General features: G+C 67.3%; 15 protein-coding genes. 6 read left to right on the top strand and 9 right to left on the bottom strand.

Translation table 11 applies throughout. The features are described 5' to 3' along the window. The first annotated feature begins 343 nt into the window (after positions 1–343). Both ACFQV6_RS42640 and ACFQV6_RS42635 read left to right on the top strand, forming a co-directional pair. Entirely contained in the window at positions 344–1045 is a 702-nt protein-coding gene (locus ACFQV6_RS42640) for a hypothetical protein (protein ID WP_378033440.1), read from the top strand. 274 nt (positions 1046–1319) lie between these two features. Beyond that, positions 1320–1874 carry a Uma2 family endonuclease gene (locus ACFQV6_RS42635; RefSeq protein WP_378033439.1) on the top strand — a complete coding sequence of 185 codons (555 nt, stop codon included), beginning with the start codon at positions 1320–1322 and terminating at the stop codon, positions 1872–1874. Positions 1875–2011: 137 nt separating this feature from the next. On the opposite strand, the gene ACFQV6_RS42630 is transcribed toward ACFQV6_RS42635, so the two are convergent. Then, the gene (locus ACFQV6_RS42630; protein WP_378033438.1) at positions 2012–2998 is read right to left on the bottom strand and encodes a recombinase family protein; all 987 of its coding nucleotides are present in this window, start codon (positions 2996–2998) and stop codon (positions 2012–2014) included. A gap of 88 nt (positions 2999–3086) precedes the next feature. Here ACFQV6_RS42630 and ACFQV6_RS42625 point away from each other — a divergent pair, with 88 nt between their 5' ends. The 3 genes from ACFQV6_RS42625 (at position 3087) to ACFQV6_RS42615 (ending at position 5798) form a co-directional block, all read left to right on the top strand. After that, positions 3087–3605, top strand: a complete 519-nt coding sequence (locus ACFQV6_RS42625; RefSeq protein ID WP_378033437.1) for an RNA polymerase sigma factor — start codon at positions 3087–3089, stop codon at positions 3603–3605. A 9-nt stretch (positions 3606–3614) separates the two neighbouring features. Further along, entirely contained in the window at positions 3615–4730 is a 1116-nt protein-coding gene (locus ACFQV6_RS42620) for a CU044_5270 family protein (RefSeq protein ID WP_378033436.1), read from the top strand. Positions 4731–5498: 768 nt separating this feature from the next. Beyond that, positions 5499–5798 (top strand): hypothetical protein, encoded by a 300-nt coding sequence (locus ACFQV6_RS42615; protein WP_378033435.1) that lies wholly within the window; start codon positions 5499–5501, stop codon positions 5796–5798. A 184-nt stretch (positions 5799–5982) separates the two neighbouring features. Here ACFQV6_RS42615 and ACFQV6_RS42610 read toward each other — a convergent pair whose 3' ends face one another. The 6 genes from ACFQV6_RS42610 to ACFQV6_RS42585 form a co-directional block, all read right to left on the bottom strand. Further along, on the bottom strand, positions 5983–6498 hold the full coding sequence (locus ACFQV6_RS42610; RefSeq protein ID WP_378033434.1) for a hypothetical protein: 516 nt from the start codon (positions 6496–6498) through the stop codon (positions 5983–5985). A gap of 27 nt (positions 6499–6525) precedes the next feature. Next, on the bottom strand, positions 6526–7860 hold the full coding sequence (locus ACFQV6_RS42605; RefSeq protein WP_378033433.1) for a DUF1565 domain-containing protein: 1335 nt from the start codon (positions 7858–7860) through the stop codon (positions 6526–6528). Positions 7861–7873: 13 nt separating this feature from the next. Next, positions 7874–8914, bottom strand: coding sequence for a glycosyl hydrolase 53 family protein (locus tag ACFQV6_RS42600; RefSeq protein ID WP_378033432.1), 1041 nt, complete (start codon positions 8912–8914; stop codon positions 7874–7876). A 394-nt stretch (positions 8915–9308) separates the two neighbouring features. Then, positions 9309–10517, bottom strand: coding sequence for an ABC transporter permease (locus ACFQV6_RS42595; RefSeq protein ID WP_378033431.1), 1209 nt, complete (start codon positions 10515–10517; stop codon positions 9309–9311). Beyond that, the gene (locus ACFQV6_RS42590) at positions 10514–11197 is read right to left on the bottom strand and encodes an ABC transporter ATP-binding protein (RefSeq protein WP_378033430.1); all 684 of its coding nucleotides are present in this window, start codon (positions 11195–11197) and stop codon (positions 10514–10516) included. The genes ACFQV6_RS42595 and ACFQV6_RS42590 overlap by 4 nt, the downstream gene beginning before the upstream one ends. Continuing rightward, positions 11194–12477, bottom strand: a complete 1284-nt coding sequence (locus tag ACFQV6_RS42585) for an efflux RND transporter periplasmic adaptor subunit (protein ID WP_378033429.1) — start codon at positions 12475–12477, stop codon at positions 11194–11196. Before ACFQV6_RS42585 ends, ACFQV6_RS42590 begins: the two co-directional genes overlap by 4 nt. Here ACFQV6_RS42585 and ACFQV6_RS42580 point away from each other — a divergent pair. Continuing rightward, positions 12476–13033: a hypothetical protein gene (locus ACFQV6_RS42580; protein WP_378033428.1), complete on the top strand. Its 558-nt coding sequence runs from the start codon at positions 12476–12478 to the stop codon at positions 13031–13033. The genes ACFQV6_RS42585 and ACFQV6_RS42580 overlap by 2 nt on opposite strands. On the opposite strand, the gene ACFQV6_RS42575 is transcribed toward ACFQV6_RS42580, so the two are convergent. Further along, positions 13023–14804: a sensor histidine kinase gene (locus ACFQV6_RS42575; RefSeq protein ID WP_378033427.1), complete on the bottom strand. Its 1782-nt coding sequence runs from the start codon at positions 14802–14804 to the stop codon at positions 13023–13025. The genes ACFQV6_RS42580 and ACFQV6_RS42575 overlap by 11 nt on opposite strands. Next, positions 14801–15481: a response regulator transcription factor gene (locus ACFQV6_RS42570; protein ID WP_378033441.1), complete on the bottom strand. Its 681-nt coding sequence runs from the start codon at positions 15479–15481 to the stop codon at positions 14801–14803. The genes ACFQV6_RS42575 and ACFQV6_RS42570 overlap by 4 nt, the downstream gene beginning before the upstream one ends. Positions 15482–15840 lie beyond the last annotated feature (359 nt).

Here is a 15840-nt window from a genome sequence, read left to right as displayed (position 1 = left end):
ACCGGGAGTCTCGTCCTATGTCGACACCGGCCACCCACACCTGCCGTGACCAGCACCGTCAGGTTGGAAAAGGCTCAATATCCTCAGCGGAGACTATCGCTGGCGAATCGTGGTCGTCGTATTGTTTGCAGGAGCTGTCCTCGCTACTTCGGCATGGCTGCACCGCCGCCCGACATCTCCCGCTTCCCGCTGGGCGATCCGGGCCTTTCTCGCCCTCGCTCTGATTGCGACATCGCTTACTCTGCTAACACCGACTGCTGCGAGACCTTGGATGTCGGTCAGCGCCGCGGCGCTGACCATCGGTGCCGTACTTGTCCCACGTAGGCACGAGGAGGCTCTCCGAATGCTCACCGGGGCGGCGACGACGGGTATCGGCCTAATCAATGCCGTCATCGCCGCTGGATCCCTTCTTATCGAAGACGAACCAGGAATGCTTAACGCGCATAGTGTTGCCCTGGCAGCAGTCGGCGGCGCAGGAATAATACTCGGGCAGGCCATTCTCCGTGGCTCGCACAATTTTGGCAACGGCATCATCGGCTTAGGCGCGGCACTGGCTCTGCAGGGCCTGCTCGCAATGGCCGGAGGTTCTTGGATGCCGGGATCAGCATTGGCCGTCGGCGGCATAGCGACCGCCACATTCGGCCTGGGATGGACGAGACGGAGGTACAGCCTCTACGGGCTGGGACTTATTGGCATCGGTGCCGCCTCACTCGCCATTGGCGTTGCTCTGTTGCACAACCGTCACATCGTATATGGGCTCGTCTTCCTCGGCCACGGAGCCGCGGTGGTTGCATCTGGTTTTGCTCTACAGTTGGGAAATGTCGACGTCTACGAGATCACTCAGGTGTGCGCCGGCCTGACCAACGCTGCCCTTGGTATCGCTGTGCTGGTCGGGGGTGGTCCGCTCATCGGCATTGCCTTGCTAGGTGTCAGCACGGCAGCGATTGCGGCAAACCTGAACGGCCTCCGACACGGAGATTTGAGTCGGCGAGCATCACTATGGTGGAAAACTTTTATTACGGAACCGTCTCAGGATGTCACCTGAATCTTCGCTGATGCGTTCTGGGTCCGAACGGTTTGGTCCCGGATCAGGCCGAGTTGCACTCGGACGGGTCCTCCGACCGCAGTGGCGGGTAAGAACTGCCCGCCGGGGTCGAAGCCCGCACCAGCACAGAGGTGTTCGGCCGGCTCCACCTGGAACGCCACTGGCCGGTGGGTGCAGGTTACGCGGTCGCGATCGACGTGTGCACCGTGTCGCCGGAGCCACGGTATCTTGAGCTTGGTAGCCGATATCGCGGGTGGTGTGTATGACTGTCGAGATGGTCGCGCCGGCGTGGATGCATGAGCAGGTCACGGCCGAGCAGTACGCGTCGTGGACAGAAGAGCAGTGTGCGGGCATCGAGGTCGTAGATGGGATGGTTCTCGTGAGTCCGAGCGCCTCCAAGCGGCACAACCGCCTGGCAAGGCTCCTGGCGAACGCCCTGGATGCCGCTGCGGGACCGGACTGGAACGCTGACACCGACTTCGACGTACGGCTCCAGGACGTCCCGCTGAACAACCGCCGTCCTGACGTGACGGTGTACCGGGCGGAGACCATCGACGTCACTCCGACGCGACCCGAGCATGTGCTTCTCGTGGTCGAGGTGGTTTCGCCCGGCTCGGAGACCACCGACCGGATCGTCAAGGCAGATCAGTACGCCAGAGCCGGCATTCAGTTCTACTGGCGGGTCGAGCAGGCCGCTACCGGCGCACCTTTGGTCTACACGTACGTTCTCGACCCGGCGAACGGACGCTACCGCGATGGCGAAGTCTTCACCGGCGTCGTGAAACTGGCGGCGCCCTTCTCCATCGAGATCGATCTCGGTCAGATCTGATCCGGCGTCCGGGTAAACGAGCGGGCAGCGAACCGCTGGGCACTGGTCATGGAGCCACTTCGAGGTGACGGGTCGCGATCGTGGTGTGAACATCTGTCGTGTAGGACTCGGACACGTTAACCCCCACCAGAGTCATCCTACTGAGGGATGGCTGTGGTGGGGGTTAGCTGTTTCTGCAGGTCGATCGTGTTCTTCCCGCAGACGATCAAGAGGTCGTGGTGGCGTAGGTGGTCGAGCAGGTCGTCGACGCCGGCCATCAGCGGCAACTGGCCTTGGTAGCCGAGTGTGTAGAGCAAGGTGTCGAGGATGCGCTTCTCGGCCCAGTACACCGCGCGCGGTCGGTTGCCGGGCGTTTGCGCGCTGGTCCGGCCATGGCGGCATCGGTAGCTGGCCCGGCCATGAACCCAATGTCCCTCGAGTCGCCGAGTGCACACGGTGCAGATCAAGAAGCCGGTCAGGCGGTACCGGCGAATCTCGCTCTCGCCCCGCCTCGGTAAGGCGGTGACCGTCTGGGCGGCAGGGAAGTCGGCATCGCTGATGAGGGCGGTATGCATGCGTTGGCTGGAGATCACCCATTCGCTTCGAGGGTTCCACGCCCGGGTGGGACCGTCGCTGGTGCGTTTGTCGCCGGGCGCGGTTTCATGGTGGTCGGTACGTTGCCGATTCCATACTTGCCGGCCGGTGTAGCGCGGGTTCGCCAGGATCTCGGCGACGGTGCGCAGAGTCCAAGTAGTCCCGGAGCGGTGTGGGTTGCGGGCCGGATCGTGGGCGGCGGGTGAGGGGACACAGCGTTCGTTGAGGGCGCGAGCGATGCTCGCCGTACTGGCGCCGGTAAGCCGCCGGTCGAAGATCCACTGCACGTGCGGGGCGGTAACCGGGTCGGGGTCGAGGCGGTGCAAGCGTCGTCCCCAGCCGGCATGGATCCTGTTCGGGTGCGGGCCGGCGTCGACCAATCGGTAGCCGTAGGGCGGGCGACCACCGAGGTGGCGGCCTTGGTCGCGGGCCTGGGCGCACCTTGCGTTGATGGTTCGCCGGCGTGCTCGTAGCACTTCGCGTTCGGATTGGTGCCCGAGCAGCATGATCAGTGTTCGGTGGCGGCGCGTCCAGCCCTTGGGCTCTTTCAATCAGCAGCGATCTTCGCTGCCGGGTGTAATCAGCGGCGCCCGCGCCGACAAGTACCCGCTGTCCGAGTGAGCTACTTGCGGAGGTGCCATGCAAGACCCCGAGGCACGGGCGACGGAACTCTTCCGGCGACATGCCGACGACATCCATGCGTACGCGTCATGGCGGGTCGGCCGCCAGGACGCCCCAGACGTAGTGGGCGAGGTCTTCCTCGTCGCCTGGCGGTCGGTCGACCGGATCCGGGCGGGTGAGGAGCGGGCGTGGCTCTTCGGCGTCGCCCGCAGGGTGGTGCTGTCCCGGCACCGGAAGAGCGCCGCGTCGACGGCGGTCGAGGGCCGGATCGCCCGGGAGCCGGCCGGCGCCGACCAGCTCGACGACGACGTCGCCTTGCGCGACCAGGTACACCGTGCGCTGGCTGCATTGCGCGAGGCGGATCGCGAGGTGCTGATCACCGGAATCTGGTTCGACCTGAGCCCGGCGGAGGCCGCTAAGGTGCTGGGCGTCTCCCGGCCCACCTATCTGGTGCGCCTGCACCGCGCCCGCAATCGGTTCCGGGCGGTCTACGAGTCGACCGCGCCCAAGCCCCACCGCAACCCGTTGGCAGTGTGAGGAGAACCCATGAACATCGATGAGATCGTCCGGGCCGCGCGCCCCGAACCGCCCGCCGGGTGGGCGCAGAGCAGCAGCGGCCAGCGCGTCCTTGACGACGTACTGACAACCCCCCGCGCGGCGACGGTGCGGTCGCGCCCCGCCGTCAGGTGGCTGGTACTGGCCGGCTCAGTCCCGGCGGCCGTGGTGGCCGGCGTGCTGGTCCTCGGCCAGACCGGTCCGCCGGCGCCCGTCCGCACCGACACCAACAAGGCCGCGCCGGAGGCCGCGCCGGAGGCCGCGCCGGAGGCCGCGCCGGAGGCCGCGCCGGAGGCCGCGCCGAAGACTGCCCGCCAACTCCTCCTGATCGCCGCCGAGCGGTCTACCGCCGCCGCCGACGACGGGCGGTACTGGCTGGTCGTCCAAGAACACGGCGAGCTCCGTCAGCTCGGTCCCGCGAAACGGCCGTACCGCATGCTGATCCGTCTCCAGGACGAGCAGTGGCAGGCGACCCGGGCCGCCGACACCAGCCTGGTGTACTTCCAGCGGCTAACCGCCGCCCCGGCCACCGCCGCGGATCGGGCCGCCTGGCAGGCCGACGGCTCGCCCACCCGGTGGACCGACCGGGGTGTGGCCGTCGAGGGCGCGGCCGGCCCGCGGACGCGCCGCGACATCGACTACCCCAACCGGAGCCGGAGCCGGACCTATCCGCTCGGCGGCACGTCGCTGACCGCCGCGCAGCTCGAAGCCCTGCCGACCGATCCGGCGGCGCTGCGCACGTGGCTGCTGAAGCTCTTCAAGGACGTCGGCATATCCGAGCAGGCCGACTACGCGCTCTTCTGGAGCGGGCGGCACCTCGCCTTCGACCTGCCGGTCTCGCCCGGGGTGCGGGCCGCCGCGTACCGGATGCTCGCAGACATCAAGGGAGTCACCCTGCTCGGTCCGGCCACCGACCAGCGTGGCCGCCCCGGTCTGGCGGTCGCCTACACGCGCACCGGCGACAGCGGCAAGGCCGACCAGACCTGGCTGATCATCGACCCCGTTACCGGTCAGGCACTGGCCGAGGAAGACCGGACGGCCGGCGAGCTGACCCGCTACACGATCCTGCTGCGGACCGGCTACACCGACGAGGTACCGGTGCGGTAACCCGGGTTGCGGGCCTGCCGCAGGCTCCGGTCTGTCACGATTCTTTACTCGCCGGCGCAGCGATAGGCCCCCACCCGCCCGGGTGACCAACCACATCCGAGCGCTGCGCGCCGACGCCAGCGGCATGGCCCAGGCCGACCTCGCGCAGCGACTCGCCGTCACCGGCAGACCGTTCTCGCCATCGAGCAGGGCCGGTACTCGCCGTCCCTGGAGATGACGTTCCCGATCGCACGCACCGTCGGCCTTCCCTCCACTCGGTCTTCCAGTACGACGACGCGGAGGCACACCGATGACCGGCATCCAGCGCACCGCCGGGCCGCTCTCGGCGAGAGTGGTCCACGCGACGGCCGATCTGCGGCACCGTTCAGCGGGCGATCGTCGTAGCCCCGGGCCATCGCCATCGCGGGCACGGACGCACAGCGCGGCACCGAATCTGGACATCCACGAGGTGGCGGGGTCGCCGTCAGCGCGCTGGTTGAAGTGGGCGATGAGGGCCGTGGTGAGCGTTGGGGAGATTGACTCTCTCCGCGTTTTTGGGCACCGTGTGAACGCCACTTTCGGCACCGCTTGATCATCGGCGGATTCCGTGTCGGCGATTTCGACACCAATAATGTGTTGCGGCTGCACGGGAACGCTCTCGATGAGCGACCGAGCTAACCGTTGAGTGACGCAGCAAGATCTCGGTTGTTCGGCTCGGCGGGGGCCTTCATGACCGATCCGTGGATGTCGTGCCGCAGTAGGTGCGAGTGTCGTGAAGGAGGCGCGGCTGTGGGGTTCGGGGTGTATGTCGAGAACCAGGTGCACGAGCGACGCTATGCCGGCGGGGAAGCGGGCTCCTCGCTGCAACGCCTGGTGGCGGCGAGCGACCGGGAGCGGCACCACCTGGTGTCGAGGATCGATTCGTACGGCGACACCATGATCAACCTGATCCAGCTGCCGCAGCTGACCGCGGAGCTGGACGAGATCGCGAGCCGCAAACTGGAGCTCCGGGTCGACGTGCAGGCGCTGGGGGCGCTCATCGAGGAGGCGACCCGGGCGCGCGGATATCTCTGGATCTGCGGTGACTGAGTGGGGCCTGCTGCTGATGGCGCAACTACCGATCATGGTCAGCTATCCCGAACACGGATGCCTCCTGCTGCCCGCCGGCATCGCCGGCGGCCCGGCCGGCTAATCGACATGCTGGCGCTCACCCGCAGACGCATGGAGCGCCCAGCCGCCCACGACCAACCTCCAACAGCCGACGAAAGCGCGTTCAGAACTCGCGGAGATTGATCACCGGGCGCGCCGACCAATGGCCGCCGAACTTGAAGACACCGCCACCCTGCGAATAGATCGGGTTGCCGCTGGTGTCCTTCCAGAAGGTGTTGTTGGTGATGGTCTGGAAGGTGCCCTCGTCGGCGGCCACCAGTGCGGCGGCTGAGGCGGTCAGCGTCGTCTTCGCAGCGGCTACCTGCGGCGCGGTGGCGGATGCGTCCGCTGCGAGCGTGGACGCGGTGGTGAGCGCCTTGGCGAACGGCGCCCAGGTGGAAGCGGTGTAATTGGCCGGTACGCGCTTCTGGTAGTCGGCGACCAGGCTCTTGAGGCCGCGGACCATGACGAGCTTGTCGGCGGTGGTCTTCTTCGCCGAATAGTTGGCCCAGGAGCCGGCGATGTAGTCCGTAGCGCCCGGGGTCGTCGCGGCGTCGGACGGCATTATCGTCACGCCGACGACGCCGGATGTTCCGGCCAGCACCAGCGCGGCCAAGGCAGCGCGTTTTATGGCTTTCACGACTGAATCCTGAGGTGAGGACGAGGATCAGGATTGCTCGAAAGCGCCGAGGTCGGGGGCCTTCCCCTGGAAGGGCAGGCCGACGTTGACGCCCTTGTCGATCAGGGTGCTGCCGGTGGCGAGGCGCAGGTGCTTGAGCGCGGGGAGGCTGCCGTCGGCCTGCCGGGCCGCGTCCCAGCCGGTGGTGGAGACGCTCTGGAACAGGCTGTTGGACAGCGCGATGCTCAGGTTCCAGGAGTTGTTGGCGGCCGAGGTGCCGGACATGTTCGACGTCAGCGTGCCGGTGTAGGCGAGGTTGTTGCGCAGGTTGCCCCGGCCGGCTGCGGCGCCGCTGGAGTCGATGCCCAGCATGTTGAAGTTGGGGTGATTGCCGAAGCCGGTGTTGTTGAAGAAATCGCTCGCGACCGGGTGGTGGTTGGCGTAGAAACCGGCCGCCTTGTTGTTGAACGCCACTGAGAATCGCACGGTGTGCTTGACCGCGGCCGCGTCGTAGTCGCCGCCGTAGCCGCCCACCTTGTAGCCGTTGCCGTTGCCGGCGCTGGTGGTGGTGCCGGGCTGGTAGCCGTTGAGCCACGCCCATGAGTTCTCGATCAGCACCGGGGCGTAGGTGGAAATGAGGTCGAACCCGTCGTCGGCGTTCCACCACGCGCGGCAGCCCTTGAAGACGTTGGTGGCGGCGCCGGCCTTCACGTAGTGGTTGCCGAAGCCGTCGGCGTTCTCGCCCGGCCCGTCGGAGCTGTTGGTGTCGTAGTTGTCGTGCGCGTCGGAGTTGAGGACGAGGTTGCCGCCGCCCCCGTTGATGAACAGGCCGGTGCCCATGTTGTGGTGGATATTGAGCTGCTCGAAGGTGTTGTTGCTGCCCGAAATCCACACACCCCAGGATTCGGCGTTCAGCTTGTTGTTCTGCTTGACACCGCTGATCTCCAGGCCCTTGAGGTGGATCCAGCTTCCGGTGACGCTGAAGCCCTTCAGGCGGCAGTCGTCGTTCATCTTGGAGAAGTCGAAGACCGGCTTCTCCCCCGGGGCAGCCCAGTAGCGGATCGGGTTGCCCGAGGCGCCGCTCTTGTTCAGCGTGACACCGTCGACCCGCGCGGTCTGGCTCGAACAGGTCGTGTTCGCCTTGGTGAAGGCGTAGGTGCCGCCCCGGAAGTAGACGGTGTCGCCGGCCTTCGCGACGGACTGTGCCTTCGCGATCGTCTTCCACGGCGCCGCCTGCGTGCCGGCCGCACTGTCGTTGCCGGCCGGCGCCACGTAGTAGGCGGCAGCCGCACTGCTCTCGCCGGCCACGACCGCGACGATGCCCACGGCGCTCGCCAGCACGGCGGAGCCCAGCAGCGCTCGCGTGAGGATTGTGTGCTTCATCAAAGACTCCGGATTAGAGGAAACCGTCGAGGGCGGCGGTCGGGCGGCGGGTGGTCGCGTCCCACGCGGTGCTCCCGTACGTGGTGAACGGGGCGTAGCCCTCCGGCTCCCAGAAGAACGAGCCCAGCCCGCCGAACGCCTTGATCCCGGTGACGAACGCCTTCAGCGAGTCACGGACCTGGGTCGGCTTGTTGTTCGGGCCGCCGTATTCGACGTGCATGATCGGCTTGCCGTAGGTGGTCTGGATCGTCTTCATGTTCGCCAAGATGCCGGGCACGTTGCCGCCCTGCCCGTAGGAGGACAGGCCGGTGATGTCCCACTTACCGCCGTTGGCCTTGTAGGCGTTCAGGAAGTTCGTGACGCCCTCAAGCTTCTGCGGCGAGGCCAGGTGTACGAGCACCGGAGCGCTCGGGAAGACCTTCTTCGACTGCGCGTAGGCGGCATTCAGCAGACCGGCCATCTGGGCGGGCTTGCTGAGGCTGCCGGTCGGCTTGCAGATGCCGGAGTTCTGTTCGTTGCCGATCTTCACCCAGGCCGGTGTCACGCCGGCCGACTTGATGACGTTCAGCGAGTTGTAGACGTAGTCGTTCATCGCCGTCAGCATCTGGGCGTACGTCATCGACGCCCACGCCTTCGGCGGGTTCTGCACGCCGGCCGAGTTCCAGGTGTCACCGAAGTGGAACCCGAGCAGCAACTGCATGCCCGCGGCCTGGACCCGCTTGGCCATGGCTGCGGTCTCCTGGATGTTGCAGTGCCCGTTGGCCGGGTCGCTGGACGGGTTGACCCAGGTGCGCAGGCTGACCGCGGTGATGCCGTAGTCCTTGAGGATTGACAGCAGGTCGCGCTGAACGCCGTTCTTGTCCTTCCAGGTGTATCCCTGGGCCTCCATCTGGGGCAGCCAGCTCACATCGGCGCCTTTGACGAAAGCCGCGGCCGCGTCGGCCTGGCCACGCATCACGGTCGTGCCCAGCGCGAGCGCTCCAGTGCCGACGGCAGCGCCGGCCAGCACTGAGCGACGCCGCAGGCCGCCGCCGGTCGGGTTTCTTTCTGACATCTCAACACCTCGTTGCGGGGGGATACGGGGAACGAATGTAATCGTTTCAATCGCAGCACGACACCGTATGACTGTCAAGTCTATCGATGTCTTGAGCAAGAGTCTCCTGCTCAACGGCATTTCATCCGCCACTACCTACGAGCGAAGGTCTACAGCAATCGCCGAAAAGATGTAACCGTTTTCAGTCGCGCCGGTGGATCCGTCACCGCGATGGTGGGAGAACGAATCGAGTAAGAAGAGACGCCTGTCGTCAGCCCTTACGCCGGAGCCGAGTGCCGAACGCTCGCCACTCCCGGCCCGACCACTCACGCGGTCGGGCCGGCGGCCAGGCTGTAATCCCGCCCAGCCGTGCAACGACATGGCCATCCGAATCAGCGAAGCGCACTCGGGAAGGTCAGACGCTTGCGAGTGCCTCCGTCGGCGGCAGCGAGGCGGCGCGCATTGACGGGTAGACACCTGCCACTACACCGACCAACACCGCCCCGCCGAGGCCGGCGAGCGTCGAGGACAGCGGGACTACCAGGGGCCAGCCGCGGTAGTCGGCGTAGCCGGCCGTCGCGCACAACCCGAGAAGCGTTCCCGCGATCCCACCCAGGGCCGCCAGCGCTACCGACTCGGTCAGGAACTGGCCGCGAATCTGTCCTCTGTTTGCGCCGAGGGCGCGGCGTAGACCGATCTCCGAACGGCGTTCCAGGACGGAGATCACCATGGTGTTCGCGACCCCGATTCCGCCGACCAGCAACGCCACGGCGGCGAGGGCGAGAAACAGCGACGAGAAGGTGTTCTCGGTGGCGCGCTTCGCGGCGAGGGCTTCCGACGGTTGGCTGACGAGCACGTCCGCGGGCTGTTCCGGATTCACTGTCTCCGGTAGCACCGCTCGCACCGCCTCGATCGCCGGCTCGTGGGTCCGGATGTAGAGCTTTGTGGGGTGACCGTCGAAGCCGAGTTCGGACTGCGCTGCGGGCCAGCCGACCAGCACGGAGCGGTCTATGTCGGGCAGGAGCGGGACGGCGGCGAGGATACCGACGACGGTGAACCACCGGTCACCGATCATCACCTGGCCGGGACTGTCCCCGGTGTGTACATCGGTGACACCGAGCCGTGTCGCTGCGACCGTACCGAGGACCACGGTCGGGAATGCGGCGGTCACCGAGGTCAGCCAGCTGCCCTGTTGGAGGTGGGCGCCGATGACCGGAAGGAGGTCGAAGTGGCTGGCCAGCACGGTCAGGCCGGAGCCGTCCTCGGGATCGGTGAGGTCGGAGCGGCGTACCAGGGTATGGGTGTTTGCGACCGCGCTGACGCCGGTCACCGGCGCGATGCGCCGGACCATGCCCACCGACTCCTTGGGCAGCAGCACCGGCGGAGTCTGGTCGGGCGTCGCGGTCGCCTGCAGCATGTTGGTGCCGAGCGCTGAGAGCTCTCGCACAAGCTGGGCTTGGCTCGAAGCGGGGATGCCGGTGACGGCGATCATGGTGGCGATCCCGATGGCGATGCCGAGCGCTGACAGTGCGGCCCGGGTTTTGCGGGTGCGGATGCCGAGCAGCCCGAGGCCGAGTAGGTCGAACGCGCTTAGCCGGACCGGGCGGATATTGGGTTCTCTCATCGGCTCGCCGCCGTGCCGGAGTCGGCGACGAGCCGGCCGTCGAGCATCTCGATCCGCCGGGGGAGCTTGGCGGCGATGTCCCGGTCGTGGGTGATGACGGCGATGGTCGTGCCCTCCTCGTGCAGGCGGTACAGCAGTTCCAGCACCGCTTGCCCGTTGCGGGTGTCCAGGGCGCCGGTGGGCTCGTCGGCGAGTAGCAGGGCGGGGCTGTGGATCAGGGCACGAGCGATCGCCACCCGCTGCCGCTCACCGCCGGAGAGTTGATGCGGGCGGTGGGAGACGCGATGTGACAGGCCCACCCGGTCGAGCGCCTCGAGCGCGAGCGGACGCCGACGTCGGCGGGGGACTCCGGCATAGAGCAGGCCGGTGGCGACGTTCTCGGCGGCGCTGAGCCCGGCGGCGAGGTGGAACTGCTGGAAGACGAAGCCCAGCCAGCGACCCCGCAACGCGGACAGCCGCCGGTCGGAGAGCCCGCCGATGTCGAGCCCGCCGAGCTGCACCGTGCCGGAGGTCGGCCGGTCCAGGGTGCCCATGATGTGTAGCAGGGTGGACTTGCCCGAACCGGACGGTCCGGCGATGGCCACCATCTCGCCCTCGGCGATGTCGAGGGAGACCCCGGCGAGGGCGGTGACGCCGCCGGGATAGACCATCGTGGCTTCGCGTACGGCCAGGACGCTCATGAGGTGGTCACCATCGTCATGCCTTCGACCAGACCGTCGCCGGTGACCTCGACCAGTCCTTTGGCGAACATGCCGGTCGTGACGGCGATCAGTACGCCGCGGTCGGCCACCTGTACGGCGTACCCGCCTTCGCTGAGAGCCACCAGCGCGCCGACCGGTACGGCGAGAACATCGTCGCGGGTTTCGCCGACGAGTTCGACCTGCACGGTGGCCGCGTCGATTCCTTCCAGGCCCCTGGGATCGTCCACGGTGACCGTGACGCTGCGCTTAGGCTCGGCCGTCGAGTCCTGGCTGTCGTCCTCCTGCACCGCTGCGCCGACCGCCGTCACCTTGCCGGCAACCGACATATCGCCCGGCAGTACCACTGTGACCGGATCGCCACGTTGGATCGTGCCGGCCTCTTGGACGTCGGCCAGGGCCGTTATCACCTTCGTGGTCGGCGTGACGGTCAGCAGCGGCGTCTCGGCGTCGTCCCCCCGCAGTGCGGTGACAGCATCGACCCGAATGGCGCCGGGCAACACGGTGACGTCGCCGAGGCCGATCCGGCCGGTCACCGGCAAATCGGCCTCCTCCTGCCATCGCTTGATCGCGTTGATCAATGACCCGGTGAGAACATCCTCCCCCCGTCGGACGATGATTCGTTCCGTCACCGTCGCTGCTTTGCCGTCCACCTTCACCGCCTTGCCGGTCGGCGTCGCGGGGGCATCGGTGGGCGCCGGTTTCTTTCGGGTGACCGTCTCACCCGTGGTGGGCTGCTTGCCGATCACATAGCCCAGCGCTTCGAGGTTCGCGGCGACCACACGCACATCACGTCCCACCATGCCGGGTTCCTCGATGTCGCGATACAGCGGAATGCTGCCGTAGAACAAAGGGACCGGCCGGTCGGCGACCCGGTAAAGCTGGGCCCCGCGCTTGATCGTCGTGCCGGGCTGCGGCAACCAGGTGACGATCCCGCCCTTTCCGCCCTTCACCGGCTCCGCACGGCCGTAGCCGAGAGTGCCGGCCAACGACACGGTGGCGGAAAGATCTGTCTTGACGACAGTTGCGGTCTCCACGGCGGCCGGCACGGCCGCGGAAGGCTCCGGCGCGTCGCGACGGAAGAACCAGACTGTGGCCGCCGCCAAGGCTCCGATGAGGGCCACGGCGATCCATCGGCCGATCCGGCGGGGTGACTGCTGTTCGACTGGCACGCCGAGATGATGCTCGCCGAATTTGAGAAACCTGTTAGGTTCCTCGAACTCAATAGGTTTCTGACAATGACCTGTGATGGTCCTTCTCATGCCATTCATGAACGAAGGTCGCTTCGTCGTTTCCACGCTCGCGGTCGTCTGCCTGTTGGGTGGATGTTCCGGTGCGGAGGACGACAAGCGGGCCGGTAGCCCTTCGGTCGCTTCGCTGCAGAGCCCGGACACACAGGCGAGCAGCCCAAGTGCTCCCGACGACCAGCGACCTCTGCTCGCCCTCGACGTGACCGACGAGGAACGCGACGCGCTGTGGAAGGTCTGGGGCGAGTGCATAAAGAAGGAGGGCGGGCCGGGCTACGAAGAACCGAAGTTGGTGTACCTGTACGAGAAGCAGAAGGACCCGAAGGCCCAGAAGGTCCGGGCGGCCTGCCTGTCGAAAGAGCCGGAGAAGTTCGAGGAGCGACAGCTGCGCACGGACGTCTCCGCTTTCCGGGACAATCAGCGAGAGTTCTACAAATGTGCCAAGGAAGCCGGTTACCAGCTCACCGCTCCCGATGAGGACGGCCAATTCGGCTTGACCGAGGTCGGACCGCTGGGTGACTGGGGCTCGGACAAGATGCAGGATTGCCGCAAGGCCGCCTTCAGTCAGTGACCGGCAGGCGCAGGGTCATTGTGGTGCCCTCACCCGGATGGCTCTGCGTGGTCAGCGTGCCGCCGTGCGCCTCGGCGAGGCGGCGGGCGATCGGGAGGCCGAGGCCACTGCCGCCGGTGGCCCGGGTCCGGGAGGTGTCCGCACGCCAGAAGCGGTCGAAAACCTTCGGCAGGTCGTCTGCGGAGATGCCGATGCCGGTGTCCCGCACCGCGATGGTCAGCTCCTGCGCCGGCGCCGCGGCCGTCAGGGTGACCGTTCCGCCGGGCGGGGTGTAACGGATCGCATTCGAGAGCAGATTGCTGACCAGTTGACGCAGGCGTACGGGGTCAACGCTGACCACCGGATCGCCGTGCAGCTCTGTGATCAGCGTGAGGTGTGCCGTTTCCGCGGTGCTGCGGTGCGACTCGCAAGCCTGGGTCAGCAGGTCGCGGATATACACCGGCTCACGGTGCAGACGGAGGTCGCCCGCCTCGGAAGCGGCCAGGTCGCTGAGATCGTCGATGATGTGGTGCAGCATCGTCGCCTCGTCCTGCAACAGCTCCAGAAGCGCGGGATCCACCGGGACCACGCCGTCCTGGGCCACCTCCAGCCAGGCCCGGATATTGGTCAACGGGCTCCGCAGCTCGTGCGCGACGTCGCTGACCAGCACGCGCCGCTGGGCCTCGGCCCGGTCGCGCCGTTCGGTGAGGTCGTTGAGGGCGCGCGCGAGAGAGCCGATCTCGTCGTCGCGGGCGACCGGCATGGGGGCACGACGGTCGAGCGGCTGCGCGGCCGCGTCCGTCAGTGCGCGCAACGGCCCGACCAGCCTGCGGCCTGTCAGCACAGCGAGAAGAATCGTGGCCAGCAGCACGGCACCGGTCACCCATACGATCCGGAAAATGTTGGCGCGCGACAGGCTGAACACCGGCTCTTCCGTGGTGGCGTCCGGGTCGGTGACGAACAGCAGGGCGGGCGGCGCCACGTACGGGCGGAGTTGCTGCACAAACGCCTCCCGGGTGCATGACCGCACCCGCCCCGCCCGCACGTCCAGGGACATGTCGGCCGGGGCCAGCCGCAGCGACAGCAGGGAGAGGTCACGGGCGAGGAACAGCCGGCTCTTGTCGGTCAGGCCCAGGCATCGCGCGGTCATCGTGGCGAGGTCGTCGAGGGCGCGTTGCTCGGTGGCGGTGACCTTCCTGTTCTTCGCCGCACAGATGGCACTCGAACCGTCCGGGTCCGCGGTAGTCACCTGCACCGTGGGACGGCCGTCGGAATCGTCGGCCAGGATGCCGTCGAGCTTGGCACTGCGCAGGCAGTTCAGCTGCGCTTGGGCGGCCGCGCGAAGCTGCTCACGCTCCTGTGGGGGCAACCGGTACGGCCCCAGCCCGCGTGGGTCGATGCGATCGTCATTCCCGGTGAGCCCCTGATCGAGCCGCAGCGGGTCGACCGTGGCAACGTCTCGGGCGGTGGCCGGTAGGCCGCCTTGCCCCGAGTCCACGATGATCTCGCGATCGTCGTTGGTCAGGATGATCCGCCGACCGAGATCGGCGGCCCGGGTCTCGATGACCTGCTGTGCGCCGGTCCAGTCGCGATGGGTGGTGGCGTAGTCGATGAGCATGCCGTAGACGCTCTTGTCGTCTGAGAGTGAGCGGCCCTGTTCCTGCCGGATCGCCCGGCTGGTGATCTGCGTGGCCAGCCAGGCCGTGGAGGCAACGGCCGCCACCGCGATCACGATCGAGGTCGCCAGCAGCCGGCCGACCAGGCTGCGGCGCAGCGGCGCACGCCGGGTCACATCGCCCCACCGGTCATCTTGTAGCCGACGCCGTAGACCGTGACGAGCAGGGCTGGGCGGCGCGGGTCGGCCTCGAGTTTGCGCCGAAGATTCATCACGTGCACGTCGATCGTGCGCTCGGTGGAATGTCGTTCGATTCCCCGCGTACGGGCGAGCAATTGTGCCCTGGTGAACACCCTCTCTGGCCGGCCCGCCAGAGTGGCCAGGATCGCGAACTCACCCGGCGTGCATTCGACCGGCAGACCGGCGTGCTCAACCCGGCGCCGCCCGGGGTCGACGGTGAGTACACCGACCGACAGCTTCTCGTTCGCGGTGAGCGGCTCCCCGCGCTTGCGGCGCAGCAGGGTCCGCACCCGCGCCACCAACTCACGCGGGCTGTACGGCTTGGTGAGGTAGTCGTCGGCGCCGACCTCGAGCCCGACCAGCATGTCGTCCTCGCTCGTGCGGGCCGTCAGCATCAACACCATCAGATCGCTGTCGCAACGCAGAGCCCGGCAGACCTCCAGCCCGTCGAGCTGCGGCATCATCACATCCAGGACCAGCAGATCCGGCGGTTGGTGTCGCGCCTGCGCCAGGGCAGCCCGCCCGTCGTGCACGACTACCACCTCGTGCCCCGCCGCCCTGAGACACTGCCGCAGGACCTCAGCCTGTCGTCGATCGTCCTCGGCCACGAGAATATGAGCGCACACGACGGCAACAATAGGTCGACGCGCAGACCGCGCGTGAAATCGCGAAGAATCTGACAATCATCTAAAGATTCAGAGCTACCATTCCGGCCCCCCGTGACCGGCTGATCGAGTAGCGACATGACTTTCGATGGATACGCCGGCTCGGCACAGCGGCAGTCGCGCATGGTCCCCTCGACTGTAATGATTCCCGGTCGCACGAGGGTGGTGAGGTCGACGGTTGCCACGCCTGGATCGTTCTGCACTACGGCGATGACGGGGACCCGGAGGCGGTGCGGGAATACGTCCGGCACCGCCTCGCAAGGTTCTGCGTCTCACGCGACGTCTACTTCGTCGCTGCGCTTTTCCGG

Origin of the sequence: Actinoplanes sp. GCM10030250 (assembly GCF_042666575.1) — a bacterium.
Lineage (GTDB): Bacteria > Actinomycetota > Actinomycetes > Mycobacteriales > Micromonosporaceae > Actinoplanes.
This window is presented reverse-complemented; position numbering and strand designations above follow the sequence as displayed.